The organism is Streptomyces sp. NPDC000878 (assembly GCF_053599695.1).
This window is the reverse complement of sequence record NZ_JBSFMT010000087.1, coordinates 1-15,830: the sequence shown is the minus strand read 5'-3', so window position 1 is coordinate 15,830 and position 15,830 is coordinate 1. Positions and strand designations below refer to the sequence as shown.

The 15,830-nt window shown below is 70.9% G+C and carries 14 protein-coding genes; 8 read left to right on the top strand and 6 right to left on the bottom strand.

What is annotated here, in order from left to right:
- Nucleotides 1-13: 13 nt before the first annotated feature.
- The 7 genes from ppdK (at nucleotide 14) to ACWDR4_RS43395 (ending at nucleotide 10,225) form a co-directional block, all read left to right on the top strand.
- Nucleotides 14-2,698, top strand: coding sequence for a pyruvate, phosphate dikinase (gene ppdK, locus ACWDR4_RS43425; protein WP_450416882.1), 2,685 nt, complete (start codon nucleotides 14-16; stop codon nucleotides 2,696-2,698).
- 16 nt (nucleotides 2,699-2,714) lie between these two features.
- Nucleotides 2,715-3,365: a CBS domain-containing protein gene (locus ACWDR4_RS43420; RefSeq protein ID WP_450416881.1), complete on the top strand. Its 651-nt coding sequence runs from the start codon at nucleotides 2,715-2,717 to the stop codon at nucleotides 3,363-3,365.
- Between the two features lie 105 nt (nucleotides 3,366-3,470).
- Nucleotides 3,471-6,158 carry a bifunctional acetaldehyde-CoA/alcohol dehydrogenase gene (gene adhE, locus ACWDR4_RS43415; protein ID WP_450416879.1) on the top strand — a complete coding sequence of 896 codons (2,688 nt, stop codon included), beginning with the start codon at nucleotides 3,471-3,473 and terminating at the stop codon, nucleotides 6,156-6,158.
- A 55-nt stretch (nucleotides 6,159-6,213) separates the two neighbouring features.
- Complete coding sequence (locus tag ACWDR4_RS43410) at nucleotides 6,214-7,428, top strand: globin domain-containing protein (RefSeq protein WP_450416877.1); 1,215 nt, start codon at nucleotides 6,214-6,216, stop codon at nucleotides 7,426-7,428.
- Nucleotides 7,429-7,468: 40 nt separating this feature from the next.
- On the top strand, nucleotides 7,469-7,855 hold the full coding sequence (locus tag ACWDR4_RS43405; RefSeq protein WP_450416875.1) for a hypothetical protein: 387 nt from the start codon (nucleotides 7,469-7,471) through the stop codon (nucleotides 7,853-7,855).
- 140 nt (nucleotides 7,856-7,995) lie between these two features.
- Nucleotides 7,996-9,615: an oleate hydratase gene (locus ACWDR4_RS43400; protein ID WP_450416873.1), complete on the top strand. Its 1,620-nt coding sequence runs from the start codon at nucleotides 7,996-7,998 to the stop codon at nucleotides 9,613-9,615.
- A 148-nt stretch (nucleotides 9,616-9,763) separates the two neighbouring features.
- Entirely contained in the window at nucleotides 9,764-10,225 is a 462-nt protein-coding gene (locus ACWDR4_RS43395) for a pyridoxamine 5'-phosphate oxidase family protein (protein ID WP_450416916.1), read from the top strand.
- A gap of 6 nt (nucleotides 10,226-10,231) precedes the next feature.
- Here ACWDR4_RS43395 and ACWDR4_RS43390 read toward each other — a convergent pair whose 3' ends face one another.
- The 5 genes from ACWDR4_RS43390 to ACWDR4_RS43370 all read right to left on the bottom strand — a co-directional run bounded on the left by ACWDR4_RS43390 (nucleotide 10,232) and on the right by ACWDR4_RS43370 (nucleotide 14,493).
- Nucleotides 10,232-11,086, bottom strand: coding sequence for a universal stress protein (locus ACWDR4_RS43390; RefSeq protein WP_450416871.1), 855 nt, complete (start codon nucleotides 11,084-11,086; stop codon nucleotides 10,232-10,234).
- Nucleotides 11,087-11,134: 48 nt separating this feature from the next.
- Nucleotides 11,135-11,965 carry a universal stress protein gene (locus ACWDR4_RS43385; RefSeq protein ID WP_450416869.1) on the bottom strand — a complete coding sequence of 277 codons (831 nt, stop codon included), beginning with the start codon at nucleotides 11,963-11,965 and terminating at the stop codon, nucleotides 11,135-11,137.
- 209 nt (nucleotides 11,966-12,174) lie between these two features.
- A complete protein-coding gene (locus ACWDR4_RS43380) occupies nucleotides 12,175-12,615 on the bottom strand; it encodes a pyridoxamine 5'-phosphate oxidase family protein (RefSeq protein ID WP_450416867.1) in 441 nt (146 codons plus the stop codon).
- 113 nt (nucleotides 12,616-12,728) lie between these two features.
- Nucleotides 12,729-13,403, bottom strand: coding sequence for a helix-turn-helix domain-containing protein (locus ACWDR4_RS43375; protein WP_450416865.1), 675 nt, complete (start codon nucleotides 13,401-13,403; stop codon nucleotides 12,729-12,731).
- 19 nt (nucleotides 13,404-13,422) lie between these two features.
- The gene (locus ACWDR4_RS43370) at nucleotides 13,423-14,493 is read right to left on the bottom strand and encodes a zinc-dependent alcohol dehydrogenase family protein (RefSeq protein WP_450416864.1); all 1,071 of its coding nucleotides are present in this window, start codon (nucleotides 14,491-14,493) and stop codon (nucleotides 13,423-13,425) included.
- A gap of 211 nt (nucleotides 14,494-14,704) precedes the next feature.
- Between ACWDR4_RS43370 and ACWDR4_RS43365 the strand changes: the two genes are divergently transcribed.
- Entirely contained in the window at nucleotides 14,705-15,097 is a 393-nt protein-coding gene (locus tag ACWDR4_RS43365; protein WP_450416862.1) for an STAS domain-containing protein, read from the top strand.
- 106 nt (nucleotides 15,098-15,203) lie between these two features.
- Here ACWDR4_RS43365 and ACWDR4_RS43360 read toward each other — a convergent pair whose 3' ends face one another.
- Nucleotides 15,204-15,770: a hypothetical protein gene (locus ACWDR4_RS43360; RefSeq protein WP_450416914.1), complete on the bottom strand. Its 567-nt coding sequence runs from the start codon at nucleotides 15,768-15,770 to the stop codon at nucleotides 15,204-15,206.
- Nucleotides 15,771-15,830 lie beyond the last annotated feature (60 nt).

Below are 15,830 nucleotides of genomic sequence, written 5' to 3'. Positions count from 1 at the left end.
GGAGACCGGCGTCATGGTCCGTTACGTGTACGACTTCCACGAGGGCGGCCGTGACCTGGCCGACCTGCTCGGCGGCAAGGGCGCGAACCTGGCCGAGATGACCCGGCTGGGCCTGCCGGTCCCACCGGGCTTCACCGTCACCACCGAGGCCTGCCGGGCCTTCTTCACCGACGGCACCGAGCCGGAGACTCTGGCGGGCGAGATCTCCGCCCACCTCGCCGCCCTGGAGCAGACCGCGGGACGGCTGCTGGGGCAGCCCGACGACCCGTTGCTGCTGTCCGTGCGCTCCGGGGCGCGGTTCTCCATGCCCGGCATGATGGAGACGATCCTCGACATCGGCCTGGGCGACGACTCCGTGCTGGGTCTGGCGAAGGTCTCCGGGAACGAACGGTTCGCCTGGGATTCCTACCGTCGTCTCGTGCAGATGTTCGGCAGCACGGTGATGGGTGTCGACAGCTCGCTGTTCGAGGACGCCATCGCCGGCCTCAAGCGAGAGCGGGGGGCGACGAACGACCTGGGCCTGAACGCGGCGGACCTGGCCGGGCTGGTCGGGACGTACAAGGAACTGATCCGCCGGGAGACCGGTGAGGACTTCCCCCAGTCCCCGGCCGAGCAGCTGCGCCGGGCGGTCCTGGCCGTCTTCGAGTCCTGGCGGGGCGAACGCGCCCGGCTGTACCGCCGCCGCGAGCACATCCCGGACGACCTGGGCACCGCCGTGAATGTGCAGACCATGGTCTTCGGCAACCTCGGGGCCGACTCCGGCAGCGGCGTCGCCTTCACCCGCGACCCGGCCACGGGACGGCCCGGCCTGTACGGCGACTACCTGGTCGACGCCCAGGGTGAGGACGTCGTCGCCGGCATCCGCAACACCGTTGCGCTGACCGCCCTGGAGGAACTGGACCCGGTCTCGTACGGGCAACTGCGCGGTCACATGGGCACGCTGGAGACGCACTACCGGGATCTGTGCGACATCGAGTTCACCATCGAGCAGGGCCGGCTGTGGATGCTGCAGACCCGGGTCGGCAAGCGCACCGCCGAGGCGGCGTTCGCCATCGCCGCGGAACTGGCCGACGAGAAGCTGATCACCCCAGACGAGGGCCTGGCACGGGTCGGCGGGGACGGCCTCGCCCGGCTGATGTTCCCCCGGTTCGACGCCTCGGCCGTCGGCGAGGCGCTCGCGCACGGACTGCCCGCCTCGCCGGGTGCGGCCGTGGGCGCGGCGGTGTTCGACTCCGCCGAAGCGGTCCGCCGGGCCGCCACGGGCGAGAAGGTCGTCCTCGTACGCCAGGAGACCACCCCCGACGACCTGCCGGGCATGATCGCCGCCCAGGCGGTCCTCACCAGCCGCGGCGGCAAGACCAGCCACGCGGCCGTGGTTGCGCGTGGCATGGGCACGGTGTGCGTGTGCGGTGCCGAGGAACTCACCGTCGACACGGCGGCGCGTCGCTTCACCGTGGGTGACACGGTCGTGGACGAGGGCACGGTCATCTCCGTCGACGGGTCCGAGGGCGCCGTGTACCTGGGCACCGCTCCGCTGGTGGACTCCGCGGTGATGCGGTACTTCGAGACGGGCGAGAAGTCGGCCGGGCTGGTCGAGGCCGTGGCCCGTGCCATGGAACGGGCCGACGGCGCCCGGCGGCTGGAGGTGCGGGCCAACGCCGACACCCCCGAGGACGCCGCCCGCGCCCGGCGGTTCGGCGCGCAGGGCGTCGGGCTGTGCCGCACCGAGCACATGTTCCTGGGAGAGCGCCGCAAGCTGGTCGAGGCGATGATCCTGGCCCACGACGGGGCCGAGCGGGAGAAGGCGCTGAGCGCGCTGCTGCCGCTCCAGCGGCGGGACTTCATCGGCATCCTGGAGGCGATGGACGGTCTGCCGGTCACGATCCGGCTCATCGACCCGCCCCTGCACGAGTTCCTGCCCGACCGCACCGGACTCGCCGTGCGCGTCGCCGCCGTCGAGGCCCGTGGTGAGCGGCCCGACCCGCACGACACCGAACTCCTCGCAGCGGTCAGCCGTATGCACGAGGAGAACCCGATGCTCGGGCTGCGCGGTGTCCGCCTGGGCCTGGTCGTCCCGGGGCTGGTGGCCATGCAGGTGCGGGCGATCGCCGAGGCGGTCGTGGCACGCACCCGGGCCGGGGGCTCCCCCAAGGCCGAGATCATGGTGCCACTGGTCGGTGCCGTCGAGGAGCTGCGCATCGAGCGGGCCGAGGTGGAGCGCGTTCTGGCCGAGGTCTCCGAGGAGTCCGGCATTCCCGTGCGCTGCCCGGTCGGCACCATGATCGAGCTGCCCCGCGCCGCGCTCACCGCCGGCAAGATCGCCGAGGAGGCGGAGTTCTTCTCCTTCGGCACCAACGACCTCACCCAGACCACCTGGGGCTTCTCCCGCGACGACGTGGAGGCGGCGTTCTTCTCCGCCTACCTCGACAAGGGCATCTTCGCCACCTCGCCCTTCGAGACCCTCGACCGTGACGGTGTGGGCCGGCTGGTGCGGATCGCGGTCGACGAGGGCCGCGCCGCACGCCCCGACCTGAAGATCGGCGTCTGCGGCGAACACGGCGGGGACCCCGACTCCGTCCACTTCTTCCACGCGGCCGGCCTGGACTACGTCTCCTGCTCGCCGTTCCGGGTCCCGGTCGCGAGGCTGGAGGCCGGACGGGCCGCGCTTCCCGAGTCGGGAACAAGCGACAGCAGGTGACGGGGAGGTGGGACACATGATCCGCATCGTCGGTGAGGTGATGACCCATGAGGTCGTCGAGGCCCGCCGGGACACTTCGTTCAAGGACGTTCTGCGGTTGCTGGACCGGCACCGGATCAGTGGGCTGCCCGTGGTGGACGAGGACGACAAGGTCGTCGGAGTGATCTCGGAGACCGATCTGATCCACCGTCAGGCGGCCCGGTCCTCGCAGGCCCACAGCGTCACGGCGCAGGAGCTGATGTCCACGCCCGCGATCACCGTGCACCCGGAACAGCGGATCGCGGACGCCGCGCGTGTGATGGAGCGTCACGGCGTCGAGCGCCTTCCGGTCGTGGACGAGGAGGACCGGCTGATCGGCATCGCCACCCGGCGCGACCTGCTGCGTGTCTTCCTGCGCACGGACGACGAGGTCCGCCGGGAGATCCGCGACGAGGTGCTGCCGCACGCCCTCGGCCGGCCGTACCACGGTGTGGCCGTCTCGGTTCGCGACGGGATGGCGACGCTGGAAGGGGCGTTGGAGCACATCGGAGACCTTCCGCTCGTGATCGGGCTGACGTTTCGGGTGGACGGTGTGGTGGGCGTCGTCAACAGGCTGACCGTCCGTATCGCCTCGGGGCCGGTCGGCCCCGCGAAGGGACCAACAGGTCCTGGGGCTGACCACCGCTGACGAGAGACGCTGCTGGTGGGAACGGCACCCGTCCCACCCCCGCAGTACCGCTCTCCGCGCCGCCACCCGTGCGGCGCCCCCAACGACCGACGGAGGCTCACCCCCATGACCCGCCACGACGACCGCAGCGCGACCACCGAACCCACCGCCGCGCCGTCCGACATCTCCATCGCGGTGGACCGCCTGGTGACAAACGGGCTCAAGGCACTCGCCGACTACGAGGCGCTCGATCAGGAACAGGTCGACCACATCGTGAAGAAGGCTTCGGTCGCCGCCCTGGACCAGCACACCGAACTCGCGCGGCTCGCGGTGGAGGAGACCGGGCGAGGCGTCTTCGAGGACAAGGCCGCCAAGAACATGTTCGCCTGCGAGTACGTCACGCACAGCATGGGCCCGATGAAGACCGTCGGCGTCATCGCCCGCGACGACATCGACGACATGACCGAGGTGGCCGAGCCGGTCGGCGTGGTGTGTGCGGTCACCCCGGTCACCAACCCGACGTCCACCACCGTCTTCAAGGCGCTGATGGCACTGAAGACCCGCAACCCGGTCGTGTTCGCCTTCCATCCCTCCGCCCAGCGCTGCAGCGCGCAGGCAGCCCGCACCGTGCGCGACGCGGCGGTCGCCGCGGGTGCGCCGGAGCACTGCGTGCAGTGGATCGAGACCCCGTCCGTCGAGGCGACCGGTGCCCTGATGCGGCACCCGGGCGTCTCACTGATCCTCGCCACCGGCGGCAACGCCATGGTCAAGGCCGCGTACTCGGCCGGCAAGCCCGCCCTGGGCGTCGGCGCCGGCAACGTGCCTGCCTACGTCCACCAGAGCGCGGACGTACGCCGGGCCGTCAACGACCTGGTGCTGTCCAAGTCGTTCGACAACGGCATGATCTGCGCCTCCGAACAGGCCGTCATCCTGGACGAGCAGATCTACGACGCGGTCCTCGCCGAGTTCCGCACCCTGCATTCCCACCTGGCCACCGCCGAGGAGAAGGCGAAGCTGGAGGCGTTCCTGTTCCCGGCCGGCACCGCGGGCGCGGGCTGCGAGCCCAAGGTCAACTCCGCGGCCGTCGGACAGAGTCCGGCATGGATCGCCGAGCGGGCCGGTTTCTCCGTACCGCAGGACACGTCGCTCATCCTCGTCGAGGCCGAACGGGTCGGCCCGGACGAGCCGTTGACCCGCGAGAAGCTCTGCCCGGTCCTCGCCGTCCTGCGCGCCGGCTCCGAACAACAGGGCTTCGACCTGGCCGCCGACATGGTCGCCTTCCACGGCCAGGGGCACACCGCCGTCATCCACACCCAGGACTCCGCCCTCGCGGAGGCGTACGGACGGCGCATGAAGACCGTACGGATCATCGTCAACGCCCCGTCCTCGCAAGGCGCGATCGGCGGCATCTACAACAGCCTGCTGCCGTCTCTGACCCTGGGCTGCGGCTCCTGGGGCAGCACGTCGGTGTCCAACAACGTCTCCGCCGCCCAACTGCTGAACGTCAAGCGGGTCTCGGTGCGCCGCAACAACCTGCAGTGGTTCAAGGTCCCGCCGAAGATCTACTTCGAGCCGCAGTCCATCCGCTACCTCACCTCGATGCCGGACATCCACCGCGTCACCGTCGTCACCGACGCGACCATGACCCGCCTCGGCCTCGTCGACCGGGTCGAGCGCGTACTGCGCCGGCGCCGGGAGCCGGTCACCGTCCAGGTCATCGACAACGTCGAACCCGAGCCGAGCATCGACTCCGTCCGGCGCGGCGCCCGTCTCATGGGCGACTTCCGCCCCGACACGATCATCGCTCTCGGCGGCGGCTCTCCCATGGACGCGGCCAAGGTGATGTGGCTGCTGTACGAGCAGCAGGCCGAAGGCAAGGACGTCGACTTCGCCGACATGCGGCACAAGTTCTCCGACATCCGCAAGCGGGCCTTCCGCTTCCCCGTCCTCGGCAGGCTGGCCCGCCTGGTGTGCATCCCCACCACCTCCGGCACCGGCGCCGAGGTCACCCCGTTCGCCGTCATCTCCGACCCCGCCACCGGCAAGAAGTACCCGCTGGCCGACTACGCGCTCACCCCCAGCGTGGCCATCATCGACCCGCTCCTCACCGCCGATCTGCCCCCGGCTCTCGCGGCCGACAGCGGCTTCGACGCCCTCACCCACGCCATCGAGGCGTACGTGTCCGTCTACGCCAACGACTTCACCGACGGCCTGGCACTGCACGCGATCCGGATGATCTTCGACAACGTCGAGGCCGCGGTCAACGACCGCGCGGCCCGGCCGCAGGCTCAGGAGAAGATGCACAACGCCGGGACCATCGCGGGCATGGCGTTCGGCAACGCCTTCCTCGGCATCGTCCACGCCATGTCCCACACCCTCGGCGCCACCTTCCACGTCGCACACGGCCGCACCAACGCCGTGCTCCTGCCGCACGTCATCCGCTACAACGGCACCGTCCCCACCAAGCTCACCGGCTGGCCCAAGTACGAGAGCTACCGCGCCCCCGAACGCTTCCAGGACATCGCCCGCACCCTCGGTCTGCCCGCCGCCACCCCGGCCGAGGGCGTCGAGTCACTCGCCTCGGCCGTGGAGCGGCTCCGCGACACCGTGGGCATCGAACCGACCTTCCGGGCTCTCGGCGTCGACGAGCGCGCCTTCCTCGACGCCCTGCCCCGACAGGCCCTCAACGCCTACGAGGACCAGTGCGCGCCCGCCAACCCGCGGATGCCGATGCTCGACGACATGCGGGAGCTGATGCGTACGGCCTTTTACGGCCATGGCGCGGCGACCGGCACCACCGTGCCCACGAACTGAGCCGAACCGACCGAGCCCCTTCCCTCTCCCCCACCCCGCCCTCCCAGGAGCTTTCATGCTGTCCGCGGAATCCGCCGCCCTCGTACGGGCCACTCTGCCCGCCGTGGCCGGAGCGCTCGACGAGATCACCACCCGCTTCTACGCCTCGATGTTCCACGACCGGCCGGAACTGCTCGACGGAATGTTCAACCGCGGCAACCAGGCCAGCGGCGTCCAGCGCCGGGCACTGGCCGGTTCGATCGCCGGGTTCGCCGGCGCGCTGCTGGAGAACCCCGAGGCGCGGCCGGACGCCCTGCTGTCCCGGATCGCCCACAAGCACGCCGCCGTCGGCGTCACCGACGACCAGTACACGATCGTCCACAAGTACCTGTTCGGCGCGATCGCCGAGGTTCTCGGCGACGCGGTCACCCCGGAGGTGTCGGCCGCCTGGGACGAGGTCTACTGGCTGATGGCCGGGGCCCTGATCAGCCGGGAGGCCCTCCTCTACCAGGACGCGGGCGTCCAGCCCGGTGGGATCTGGCGGCCCTGGACGGTCGTCGAGCGCCGTACCGAGACCCCCGACGTCGTGTCCTTCGTGCTCAGCCCGGCGGACGGCGGACACGCACCGCGGGCCCGCGCGGGCCAGTACGTGAGCGTCCGTGTGCGCATGGCCGACGGCGTGCACCAGCTGCGCCAGTACAGCCTGTCCTCGGCCCCGGGCGGAGACCTGCGGCGGATCACCGTGAAGCGGGTGACAGCGGACGCCGACGGGCCGGACGGCGAGGTCTCCACCCTGCTGCACGACCACGTCGGTGAGGGGGACGAACTGCTGCTGTCCGCGCCGTTCGGCGATGTCTTCCTCGACGACCCGGTGGATGCGACCACCCCGGTCGTGCTGGTCTCGGCCGGCATCGGCTGCACCCCCATGACCGGCATACTTGCCCGCCTCGCCGCCCTCCGTTCCATCCGCCCGGTACTGGTCCTGCACGCCGACCGCTCCCCCGCCGACCACGCCCTGCGGACCGAGACGCACGACCTCGTCGGGCAACTGCGGGGAGCCCGGGCCGTCTTCTGGTACGAGCGCCCCGGACCGGAGGAACCCGACGCCCACACAGGTCTGATGGACCTGAGCGGAACGCGACTCCCCGCCAACGCCACGGTGTTCCTGTGCGGCCCGCTGCCCTTCATGCGGGAGGTACGCGGACAGCTGCTCGGCGCCGGGGTTCCCGCGCGACGCATCCACTACGAGGTCTTCGGCCCGGACCTGTGGCTGCCCGACATCACGGCCTGAACCGCACCACATCTTCTGACGCCCCGACGGAAGGACCCCCATGACCACCGACAACACCCAGGAGACTCCCATGGTTCGGCTGCGCGCCGACGGCGCCGTGGACGAGGAGACCCTGGCATACGCCCGTACGAAGATCGATGCCGTCGTCGGCAGGCCTGGCCTGCCGGCCGTCACCGGCGAGGTGCACATCGTGCGAACGACCGCCCACCACGCCGGCCACCCGTGGTCGGCCACTGCCGACCTGCGCATCGGCAGCCGACAGGTGGTGGCGAACGCCGAGGAGGCGACGGGCACGGAGGTCGTCGACCGGCTCCAGGACCGGCTGCGCCGCCAGACCGACAAGGCCGCACATGTCTGGGACGACAAGCACCGGACGACAGCGCCTCCATGGCGCAGTGGAACCCCGGAAGCCCCCCGCACCGCGTGATTCCGCAGTGGCGAAGCGACGAGAGTGGCCCGGTCGGTGACAACCCGTCGACCGGGCCACCAGGCCCAGGCCGCGGTGGGCCGTCCGGCCCCGTGAAGCGACCAACGGCCCACTGACGCACGACCTGGCGGCAGGAAATCGTGGGAGGCACGGTTCCCGATCGACCGGCGAGCACGAGGAGTTGTGTGATGGCGAAGGCATATCTGGTGGGCAGCGGAATCGCGGCACTGGCCGCGGCGACGTTCCTGATCCGCGACGGCGGCTTCAAGGGTTCCGACATCCACCTCTTCGAGGAACAGCGGACCCTCGGCGGCAGCCTCGACGCGGGCGGCACGCCGGACACCGGCTACACCATGCGCGGCGGGCGCATGTTCGAGGCCGAGTTCCGCTGCACGTACGACCTGCTGTCCGGCATCCCCACTCTCGACGACCCCGCCGTCTCCGTGACCGAGGAGATCCTGGCCGGACACGAGGACTTCGCCTGGGACGACATCGCCCGGCTCGTCGACGGGGACGGCAAGATCGTCGACACGACCACGATGGGGTTCTCCGAACGCGACCGGCTGGAACTGGTCCGCTGCCTGGCCACCCCTGAAGGGCACCTGGACGGCAAGAGGATCACCGACTGCTTCGGCGAGCACTTCTTCACGACCAACTTCTGGTTCATGTGGTGCACCACGTTCGCCTTCCAGCCCTGGCACAGCGCCATCGAGTTCCGCCGCTACCTCAGGCGCTTCATCCACCTGTTCTCCGAGTTCGCCTCCATGTCGGGCATCCACCGGACCCGCTACAACCAGTACGACTCCATCGTCCTGCCCCTGACCGCCTGGCTCCGCGAGCACGGCGTCACCGTCCACACCGGCTGCCACGTCACCGACCTGGGCTTCGCCCCGGGCGCCGGACACGGCACGGTCGAGACCATCTATCTGAACCAGGGCGGTTTCGACAAGGAGATCACCGTCGCGCCCGAGGACCTGGTCCTCGTCACCAACGGCTCCATGACCGACGCCTCCAGCCTCGGCTCGCACACCTCCGCGCCTCCGCCGGCCCCGCACAGCTCGGACGCCTGGCTGCTGTGGCACCGACTGGCCCGTGGCCGCGACGACTTCGGCGACCCCGCCGTCTTCGACAAGCACGTCAAGGACTCCCGGTGGGAGTCGTTCACGGTCACCACAAGGGACCCCGCCTTCCTGGAGGCGCTCACGGAGTTCAGTGGCCGCGAGACCGGCAAGGGCGGATTGATGACCTTCACCGAATCCAACTGGCTGCTCACCGTCGTCGCCAACCGCCAACCCGTCTACCGCGACCAGCCCGAGGGAGTCTCCGTCTGGTGGGGCTACGGCCTGTTCCCCGGCCGCGCGGGCAACCACACGCCCAAACCGATGACGATGTGCACCGGCCGCGAGATCCTCGAAGAGGTCCTGCACCACCTTCCCTTCGACGAGCCGACAGCGGCCCGGATCCTGGAGACCTCCACCGTCGTGCCCTGCGTGATGCCGTACATCACCAGCCAGTTCCTGGCCCGCCGCCGCGACGACCGTCCCCGAGTGGTACCGGAAGGGTCGGCCAACCTCGCCTTCATCGGGCAGTTCGCCGAGGTACCCGACGACGTCGTCTTCACCGTCGAGTACTCCGTGCGCACCGCCTGGACAGCGGTGACGCAGCTCCTGAAGCTGGACAGGCGACCGCCCCAGGTCTACAAGGGCCACCACGACCCCCACGTACTGGCCGCCGCCCTGGAAACGATGCACCGCCGGTAGGCCACCCACGACACGGGGCCGTCCGGCCCACGGTGGGGACCATCGGCACCTGGGGGAACAGCGTGGCCCGAGAGACACTGGATCCAGGAGCGGCACCGATCCCCCGCGGTGCCGCTCCGTGACCGACCCGACGATACGGAAACCCGCCATGGCCGACGACGCCTCGCCGAATGCCTCAGAGACGCGCAGGAGCGTCGAGTTGGACGGCGTCGAGGCGCTGCGGCTCCTGGGAAGCGTGTCTCTTGGGCGGATCGTCTTCACCCGGCTCGCGCTGCCGACCATCCGCCCGGTCAACCACGTCCTGGTCGACGGCGACATCGTGATCCGCACCCACGGTGACGCCACGCTGACCCGGTACGCCCAGCAGAACGGGGGTGAGGGGGCCGTCGTCGCCTACGAGGCCGACGACATCGACCCCGACACCCACATCGGCTGGAGCGTCGTCGTCACGGGCTATGCACGGCTGGTCACCGACGCGCGGGAACTGGCCCGCTATCGGGCTTTGTTACGTCCGTGGGCGTCGCAGAGGATGGATCACGCCGTCCGCATCAGCCCGGATCTGGTCACCGGGGTTCGCCTCACAGCCAACGATCCGACCGCGTCGGCCTGAACGCCGTCAGTCGTGCGGGACCACGGCGACCGGTGCGACCGCGTGCCGCAGGACGGCGTGTGCCACCGGGCCGATGTGCAGGCCGAGCGGGCCCTCCCGGCCACGGCGTCCCACGACGACCAGCGACGCGTCACGCGAGGCGTCGACCAGGTGCGCACCTGCGTCGCCGATCACGGCCTCAGCCGTCACTTCGATCCCCGGGTACTTGTCCTGCCAAGGGCGGAGCACGTCGGCCGGCCTCTGCCGTGCGTCAGCGGCGGGTTCGCCGCCATGGACCACGTGCAGTCCGGTGGCCCGTCTGGACGCGGCGTCGAACGCGAACTCCAGAACACGGCCGTCGGGGGCGCGCAGATCCAGTCCCAGCAGGACATCGCGGTACGGCGTCGTGTCACCGGACCCGCCGAAAGCCGACGTCCGACGTTCCTGCCCGCCTTCCTCATCGGCGCGGACCAGCACGACCGGCTGCTCCGCCCGAGCCACCACGGCCATCGCCACGGAGCCCAGCAGGGCCCCCGCCACTGTGCCGGGGCCCCTCGATCCGAGCACCAGGAGTTCGGCTTCCCTCGCGACGGCGACCAGCACCGGCACCGGCCGGCCGGCGACCTGCTCGGCACTCACCCGTACCCCGGAGTGGCGATGGGCCAGCCGGGCCTTCGTCTCGGTCAGCAGGTGCGCGGTCCGGTCCGCTTCCGGCGGGGGAACCGGATGGCCGGCGAACGGCACGTAGTCGTGGGGTTGTTGCTCCCCCGCGTGCACGACTCGGAGAGGGATCCCGTACATCGCGGCCTCACGCGCGGCCCACTCGGCCGCGGCCAGACTTTCGTACGAACCGTCAAGACCGACGGCAACGGCACGGGGCATGAGCGGGCCTCCTTCTGAAATGTGTGTGACGGCCTGGCGGCGGGCCGGTCATCCGTGGGGGACGACGACCACGGCACAGTGCGCCCGGTGCAGCAGTGTGTGGGCGACCGGGCCCAGGCGCGGGCCGAGCACGTTCGTACCGCGGCGGGCGCCGATGACGACCACTGCGGCCTCCCGGGTCGCGGCCAGCAGCTCGTCCGCGGGAGCGGCGCGGACCGTGTGGGTCTCGACCGTCACGTCCGGATGCTGGTCCTGCAGACGGGTGAGGGCGTAACGGGGTACGGCCTCCTCGGCCCGGGCCTCCCTGGACAGCCGTTCCTGCCCCGGACTGCGGGCCGGCACGAGCGAGGGAAGTTCGGGGGTGACGTGCCGATGGCTCCAGGAATGCAGAACACGGAGGTTCGCACCGCGCCGCTCGGCCTCCTGGAAGGCGTACGCCGCCGCAGCCGCATCCGTGTCGTCCGCCAGGCCGAGCAGCACGTCCCGCCCATCGTCGTACGGGCGGTCCCCACGGACGACCAGGAGCGGTCCTTGCGTGAGCGCGGCCAGCCTCAGGCTCACCGAACCGAACGCCAGGCCGGTCAACGTGCCCATGCCGCGTGTTCCCACGACGGTGACCGCCGCGTCCGCGCTCTCGCGCACCAACGCCGGCACCGCGCCGCCCTCCGCCGCGACGGTCTCGACGAGCAGTTCCGGATGCCGTGCGTGGATGCGCGACACGGCGTAACGCAGGACCGGTGCGGCCTCGTCACGGTCGGGGACCGCGTACAGCACGCGCAGTCCGGTGCCGTGTCGTACCGCCTCGGCCTCGGCCCAGTCCAAGGCCCGTACGGAATTCAGCGAGCCGTCCACTCCGACGACTGTGTGATGCGTGGTCATGGCCGTACCCGTCCCTTCTTCGAGTGACCGTTCGGCGGAAGCGACGCTCGACGAACGCACCGGCCTCCTCGAACGATGCTCCTCGTGGGCCGGCACCTCGGGCAGGAGCCGGGAGACCCGGAGAAACGCCGAACGGCCCTTGTTCCAAGGGCCGTTCGGTCCGGGACGAGGCAGAGTGATGGGGGCCTCAAAGACGTGGTGCCTGAGGTTCAAGAAGGAAGGTGTACGCCGTACAAGGTGCGTCCGCCGACGAGTTCACGTCCGGTGACCAGCTCCGGGGCGATGCGCACGAAGACCTCCTGCGGCGCCGGCACCCAGGAACGCGGCCCGGTCCGCAGCAGCCGTGCGTGCTCGCCGGGGTCGGTCACGAGGGTGGCCGGCCCCATGACCACGACGCTCCAGCCGGAGTGTGCGGTGGCGTAGACGACGTCGGCCTCGAAGGCGACCACGGCTCCTTCGATCGCGCTCACCAGTTCCGACGAGGCCGACGTGCGCACCAGCACCGCACCGTCGCGGTCGAGGCAGAAGTTGACCGGCAGGACGGCGGGCAACGCCTGCCGTGTGTACACGATGCGCCCCACAGGCACCCCGGCCAGCAGGCCCAGGCACTCCTGCCGGTCGAGTTCGCGGAATCCGTCGTTGGCGTCCATCTGCCTTCTCGTCTCTCACCTGGTCATCGCGGTACTGGCACTGTCCATCGTCGAATGGCGCAGGCGTCCCCAGCCAGGGGCCATCGGTCCCGGCTTCCGGAGAAGGACCCTGTTCAGACCACGATGCGTCGTCCCGTGACGGCATACGGTTCGATGCGCACCCACACGTCGCGCCGACCCCCGGCCCATGGCTCGCTGTATGCCCGCTCCGCGAGCCGACGCTCTTCACCCGTGTCCGTCACGGTGCGCGCGTACCCGCGCGCCAGCACGCTCCAGCCCTGGCTGAAGGCGTCGTCGATCCGGTCGACCTCGAAGGCGACCGGGCCGCCGGAGGCGAGCGACGGCGTCGCCCCGGGGGCGGTTCTGAAGACGATCGTGTCATCGACGACGCTGTAGTTGACCGGGACGATCATCGGCCCGAGCGCTGTGGTCACCCCGAGCCTTCCGACGCCGTGCGTCGACAGCAGTTCAGCGCACTCGGCCGGGCTCAGCTCGGTGAATTCGGGGGCGTACCCGGCCCGTCCAGGACCGGGTGGCATATCGGCATCACCGCCGGTGAGCGCCGAGACCGTGGTCTGCAGTGCTGTCGCCAGCGTGAGCAGTGCGCCTCGACCGGGCGTGGCATCGGGGTGCTGTTCCAGGTGCGTCACATAGCTGGCGGCCATGCCCGCCCGAGCGGCCGTCTCCTCTCGTGTCAGCCCGAGTTGAACGCGGCGTGCGGCGAGCCGACGGCCCAGGTCACCCGAGGGCGAGCCCTGCGTCCCGTTCGCCTGTGTCTGTTCGGGCATGGCCCGTCACGTCCTTTCGTCAGGTCGCCCGGACGGCGACCTCCTCGTGCGACGGCCCGCCGAGCACCACCTTGAGGGCGCCGGTGTCGGCGGCGCGGGCGAAGACGTCGTACGCCTCCTCCATGCGCTCCAGCGGGAAGGTGTGGGTGACCAGCTGTGCCGTGGGCAGCCGGCCGGCGGCGGCCATGCGCAGCAGCGTGGGCGTGGAGTGGGTGTCCACGAGTCCGGTGGTGATGGTCACGTTCTTGATCCACAGGTCTTCCAGGTGCAGCGTGGCGGGCTTGCCGTGGACTCCGACGTTGGCCACGTGACCGCCGGGCCGCACCATGCGCGTGCACAGTTCGAAGCTCTCCGGCACGCCCACCGCCTCGATGACGACGTCCGCGCCGAGCCCGTCGGTGAGGTCGGCGATCAGCTGTTCGGGGTCCTCGCGGGCGTCGGCCACGGCGTCGGCGCCCAGCCGCTTGGCGGCCTCCAGCCGGGGCGCGGCGAGGTCGACGGCGACGATCCGCTCGGGCGAGAACAGGCGCGCCGTGGCGATCGCCGCGAGTCCGATGGGACCGGCTCCGACGACGGCGACGGTGTCGCCCGGACGTACCTTGCCGTTGAGGACGCCCACTTCGTAGGCGGTCGGGAAGATGTCCGCGAGCAGGACGGCGTCCTTGCTCTCGACCGCGCCGGGCAGGGCGTGCACGGACAGGTCGGCGTAGGGGACGCGAACGTACTCGGCCTGGGTGCCGTCGATCAGGTGGCCGAGGATCCAGCCCCCACCGCCCCGGCACTGGCCGTAGCTGCTCTCGCGGCAGTAGCGGCAGCGTCCGCAGGCGCTGATGCAGGAGACCAGCACACGGTCGCCCGGACGTACGGTCCGCACGTCGCCGCCGACCTCGACGATCTCGCCGACGGCCTCGTGTCCGAGGACCGTGCCCGGTCGTACCTCGGGGACGTCGCCCTTGAGGATGTGCAGGTCCGTGCCGCAGATGGTGACGGCACCGACCCTCACAATGGCGTCGGTGGGTTCCTTGACGGCCGGATCCGGGACCTCCTCCCAGGCGGACTGCCCGGGGCCGTGGAAGACGAAGCCTTTCATGACGCTCCTCCCCATCCATTTCGAGTACTGAGAATGCCCCACGCATCCAGCTTGTCCGGTAATCGCCTGCTCCGCTTGGGCCGTCCGGCCCCATCGCCCGCCGGACGGCCCCGGCCTTCGGTTCGACGGCGCGGAGAGGGCCGACCGACCCGTCCGAACAGGGACCGAACAGCCCTTCCACGCGCCCCGACGGCCCCGCTTTTCTCTCCTCATGGCCGCTAACCACACGAGGTCCACACCATTCGGCTCTCACTACACATCCGGTGGCACGACAGTCCTCGCCCTGCAGGGCGAGATCGACATCCTGACGGTGCCCGCGCTCACGGCACGCCTGGACGCGCTGACCGCCGACCGGTCCCCTGACCTGGTGCTCGATCTTCGTACCGTGTCCTTCATCGACTGCGCCGGGCTGGGCGTGCTGTGCCGGGCGCGGAATCGCGCGCGGGCTCGGCGCGGCCGGCTGCGGCTGGTCACGGACAGCGCCCGGCTCCTGCGGATCCTCCGCTGCACGGGCCTGTCCGACGCCTTCGACGTTCGACCCCGGTGGCCCGAGGATCCGACCGATACACCGGCCGTACGGCCCGTGTCCGCTTCGGCCCGCTGAGCCGGCACGATGACGGGTCGTGGACCCGGCGGCGGCCCTCGGCCGCATGATGGCAGGCAGGTCGGGGCGTCGGGGCCGAGCGCCGGGCGCGTGGGCCGACGGGCCCTCACAGAAGAGTTCTCCCGTGTGTCCTTGGTCCGGGCCGGCCCGGATACACGGCCTGCGGGACCGTTGGGCCCCTGCCCCGACGCGAAGGCGTACGCCAGGCTGGGCGGCGAAGCGGCTCGTCCCACCGCCCGGAAAGGCCGACCGCGATGGACCCAGTGGTCCTTGCCGGTACCGACCCGTCGGCGCGCAGCCGCTCCGCGGTCGACTGGGCGGAACGGGAGGCGCGGCTGCACGGTCTGCCGATGCGTGTGTTCCGTCCGCTGGTGCTCGTTCCGGACGGACACGCGTCCGCACACGGCGCCGGGAAGGTCCTTCTCGGCATGGACGCCCGAGATCCTTCCGACGCCACCATCAGCTTCGCCTCGACAGCGCCCGGGTACGGGATGCGCTCCTGCACCACGCCGAGAGCGCCGCACTGATCGTGGTGGGACGCGAGCCCGGTACGGAGTGGGGCGAGGTCGTGCGCGCTCTCCTGCACGAAGCTGCCTGCGCCGTTGCCGTGCTGCCGGCCCGGACGGCGCCGTGAGGTTGGGTAGCGGCCCGCTTCGAGCCGGAGGATGGCCACCGTCTCCGCGGCGATCCGTTCCCAGTCGCCCAAGCGCTCACGGGCCCCCGCGTCCAGGAG

Coding starts and splice junctions, on each gene's coding strand:
- ACWDR4_RS43410 (WP_450416877.1), top strand. CDS start 6,214: ATGCTGTCCGCGGAATCCGCCGCCCTCGTACGGGCCACTCTGCCCGCC.
- adhE (WP_450416879.1), top strand. CDS start 3,471: ATGACCCGCCACGACGACCGCAGCGCGACCACCGAACCCACCGCCGCG.
- ACWDR4_RS43370 (WP_450416864.1), bottom strand. CDS start 14,493: ATGAAAGGCTTCGTCTTCCACGGCCCCGGGCAGTCCGCCTGGGAGGAG.
- ACWDR4_RS43375 (WP_450416865.1), bottom strand. CDS start 13,403: ATGCCCGAACAGACACAGGCGAACGGGACGCAGGGCTCGCCCTCGGGT.
- ACWDR4_RS43390 (WP_450416871.1), bottom strand. CDS start 11,086: ATGCCCCGTGCCGTTGCCGTCGGTCTTGACGGTTCGTACGAAAGTCTG.
- ACWDR4_RS43365 (WP_450416862.1), top strand. CDS start 14,705: ATGGCCGCTAACCACACGAGGTCCACACCATTCGGCTCTCACTACACA.
- ppdK (WP_450416882.1), top strand. CDS start 14: ATGGTCCGTTACGTGTACGACTTCCACGAGGGCGGCCGTGACCTGGCC.
- ACWDR4_RS43385 (WP_450416869.1), bottom strand. CDS start 11,965: ATGACCACGCATCACACAGTCGTCGGAGTGGACGGCTCGCTGAATTCC.
- ACWDR4_RS43405 (WP_450416875.1), top strand. CDS start 7,469: ATGACCACCGACAACACCCAGGAGACTCCCATGGTTCGGCTGCGCGCC.
- ACWDR4_RS43380 (WP_450416867.1), bottom strand. CDS start 12,615: ATGGACGCCAACGACGGATTCCGCGAACTCGACCGGCAGGAGTGCCTG.
- ACWDR4_RS43395 (WP_450416916.1), top strand. CDS start 9,764: ATGGCCGACGACGCCTCGCCGAATGCCTCAGAGACGCGCAGGAGCGTC.
- ACWDR4_RS43420 (WP_450416881.1), top strand. CDS start 2,715: ATGATCCGCATCGTCGGTGAGGTGATGACCCATGAGGTCGTCGAGGCC.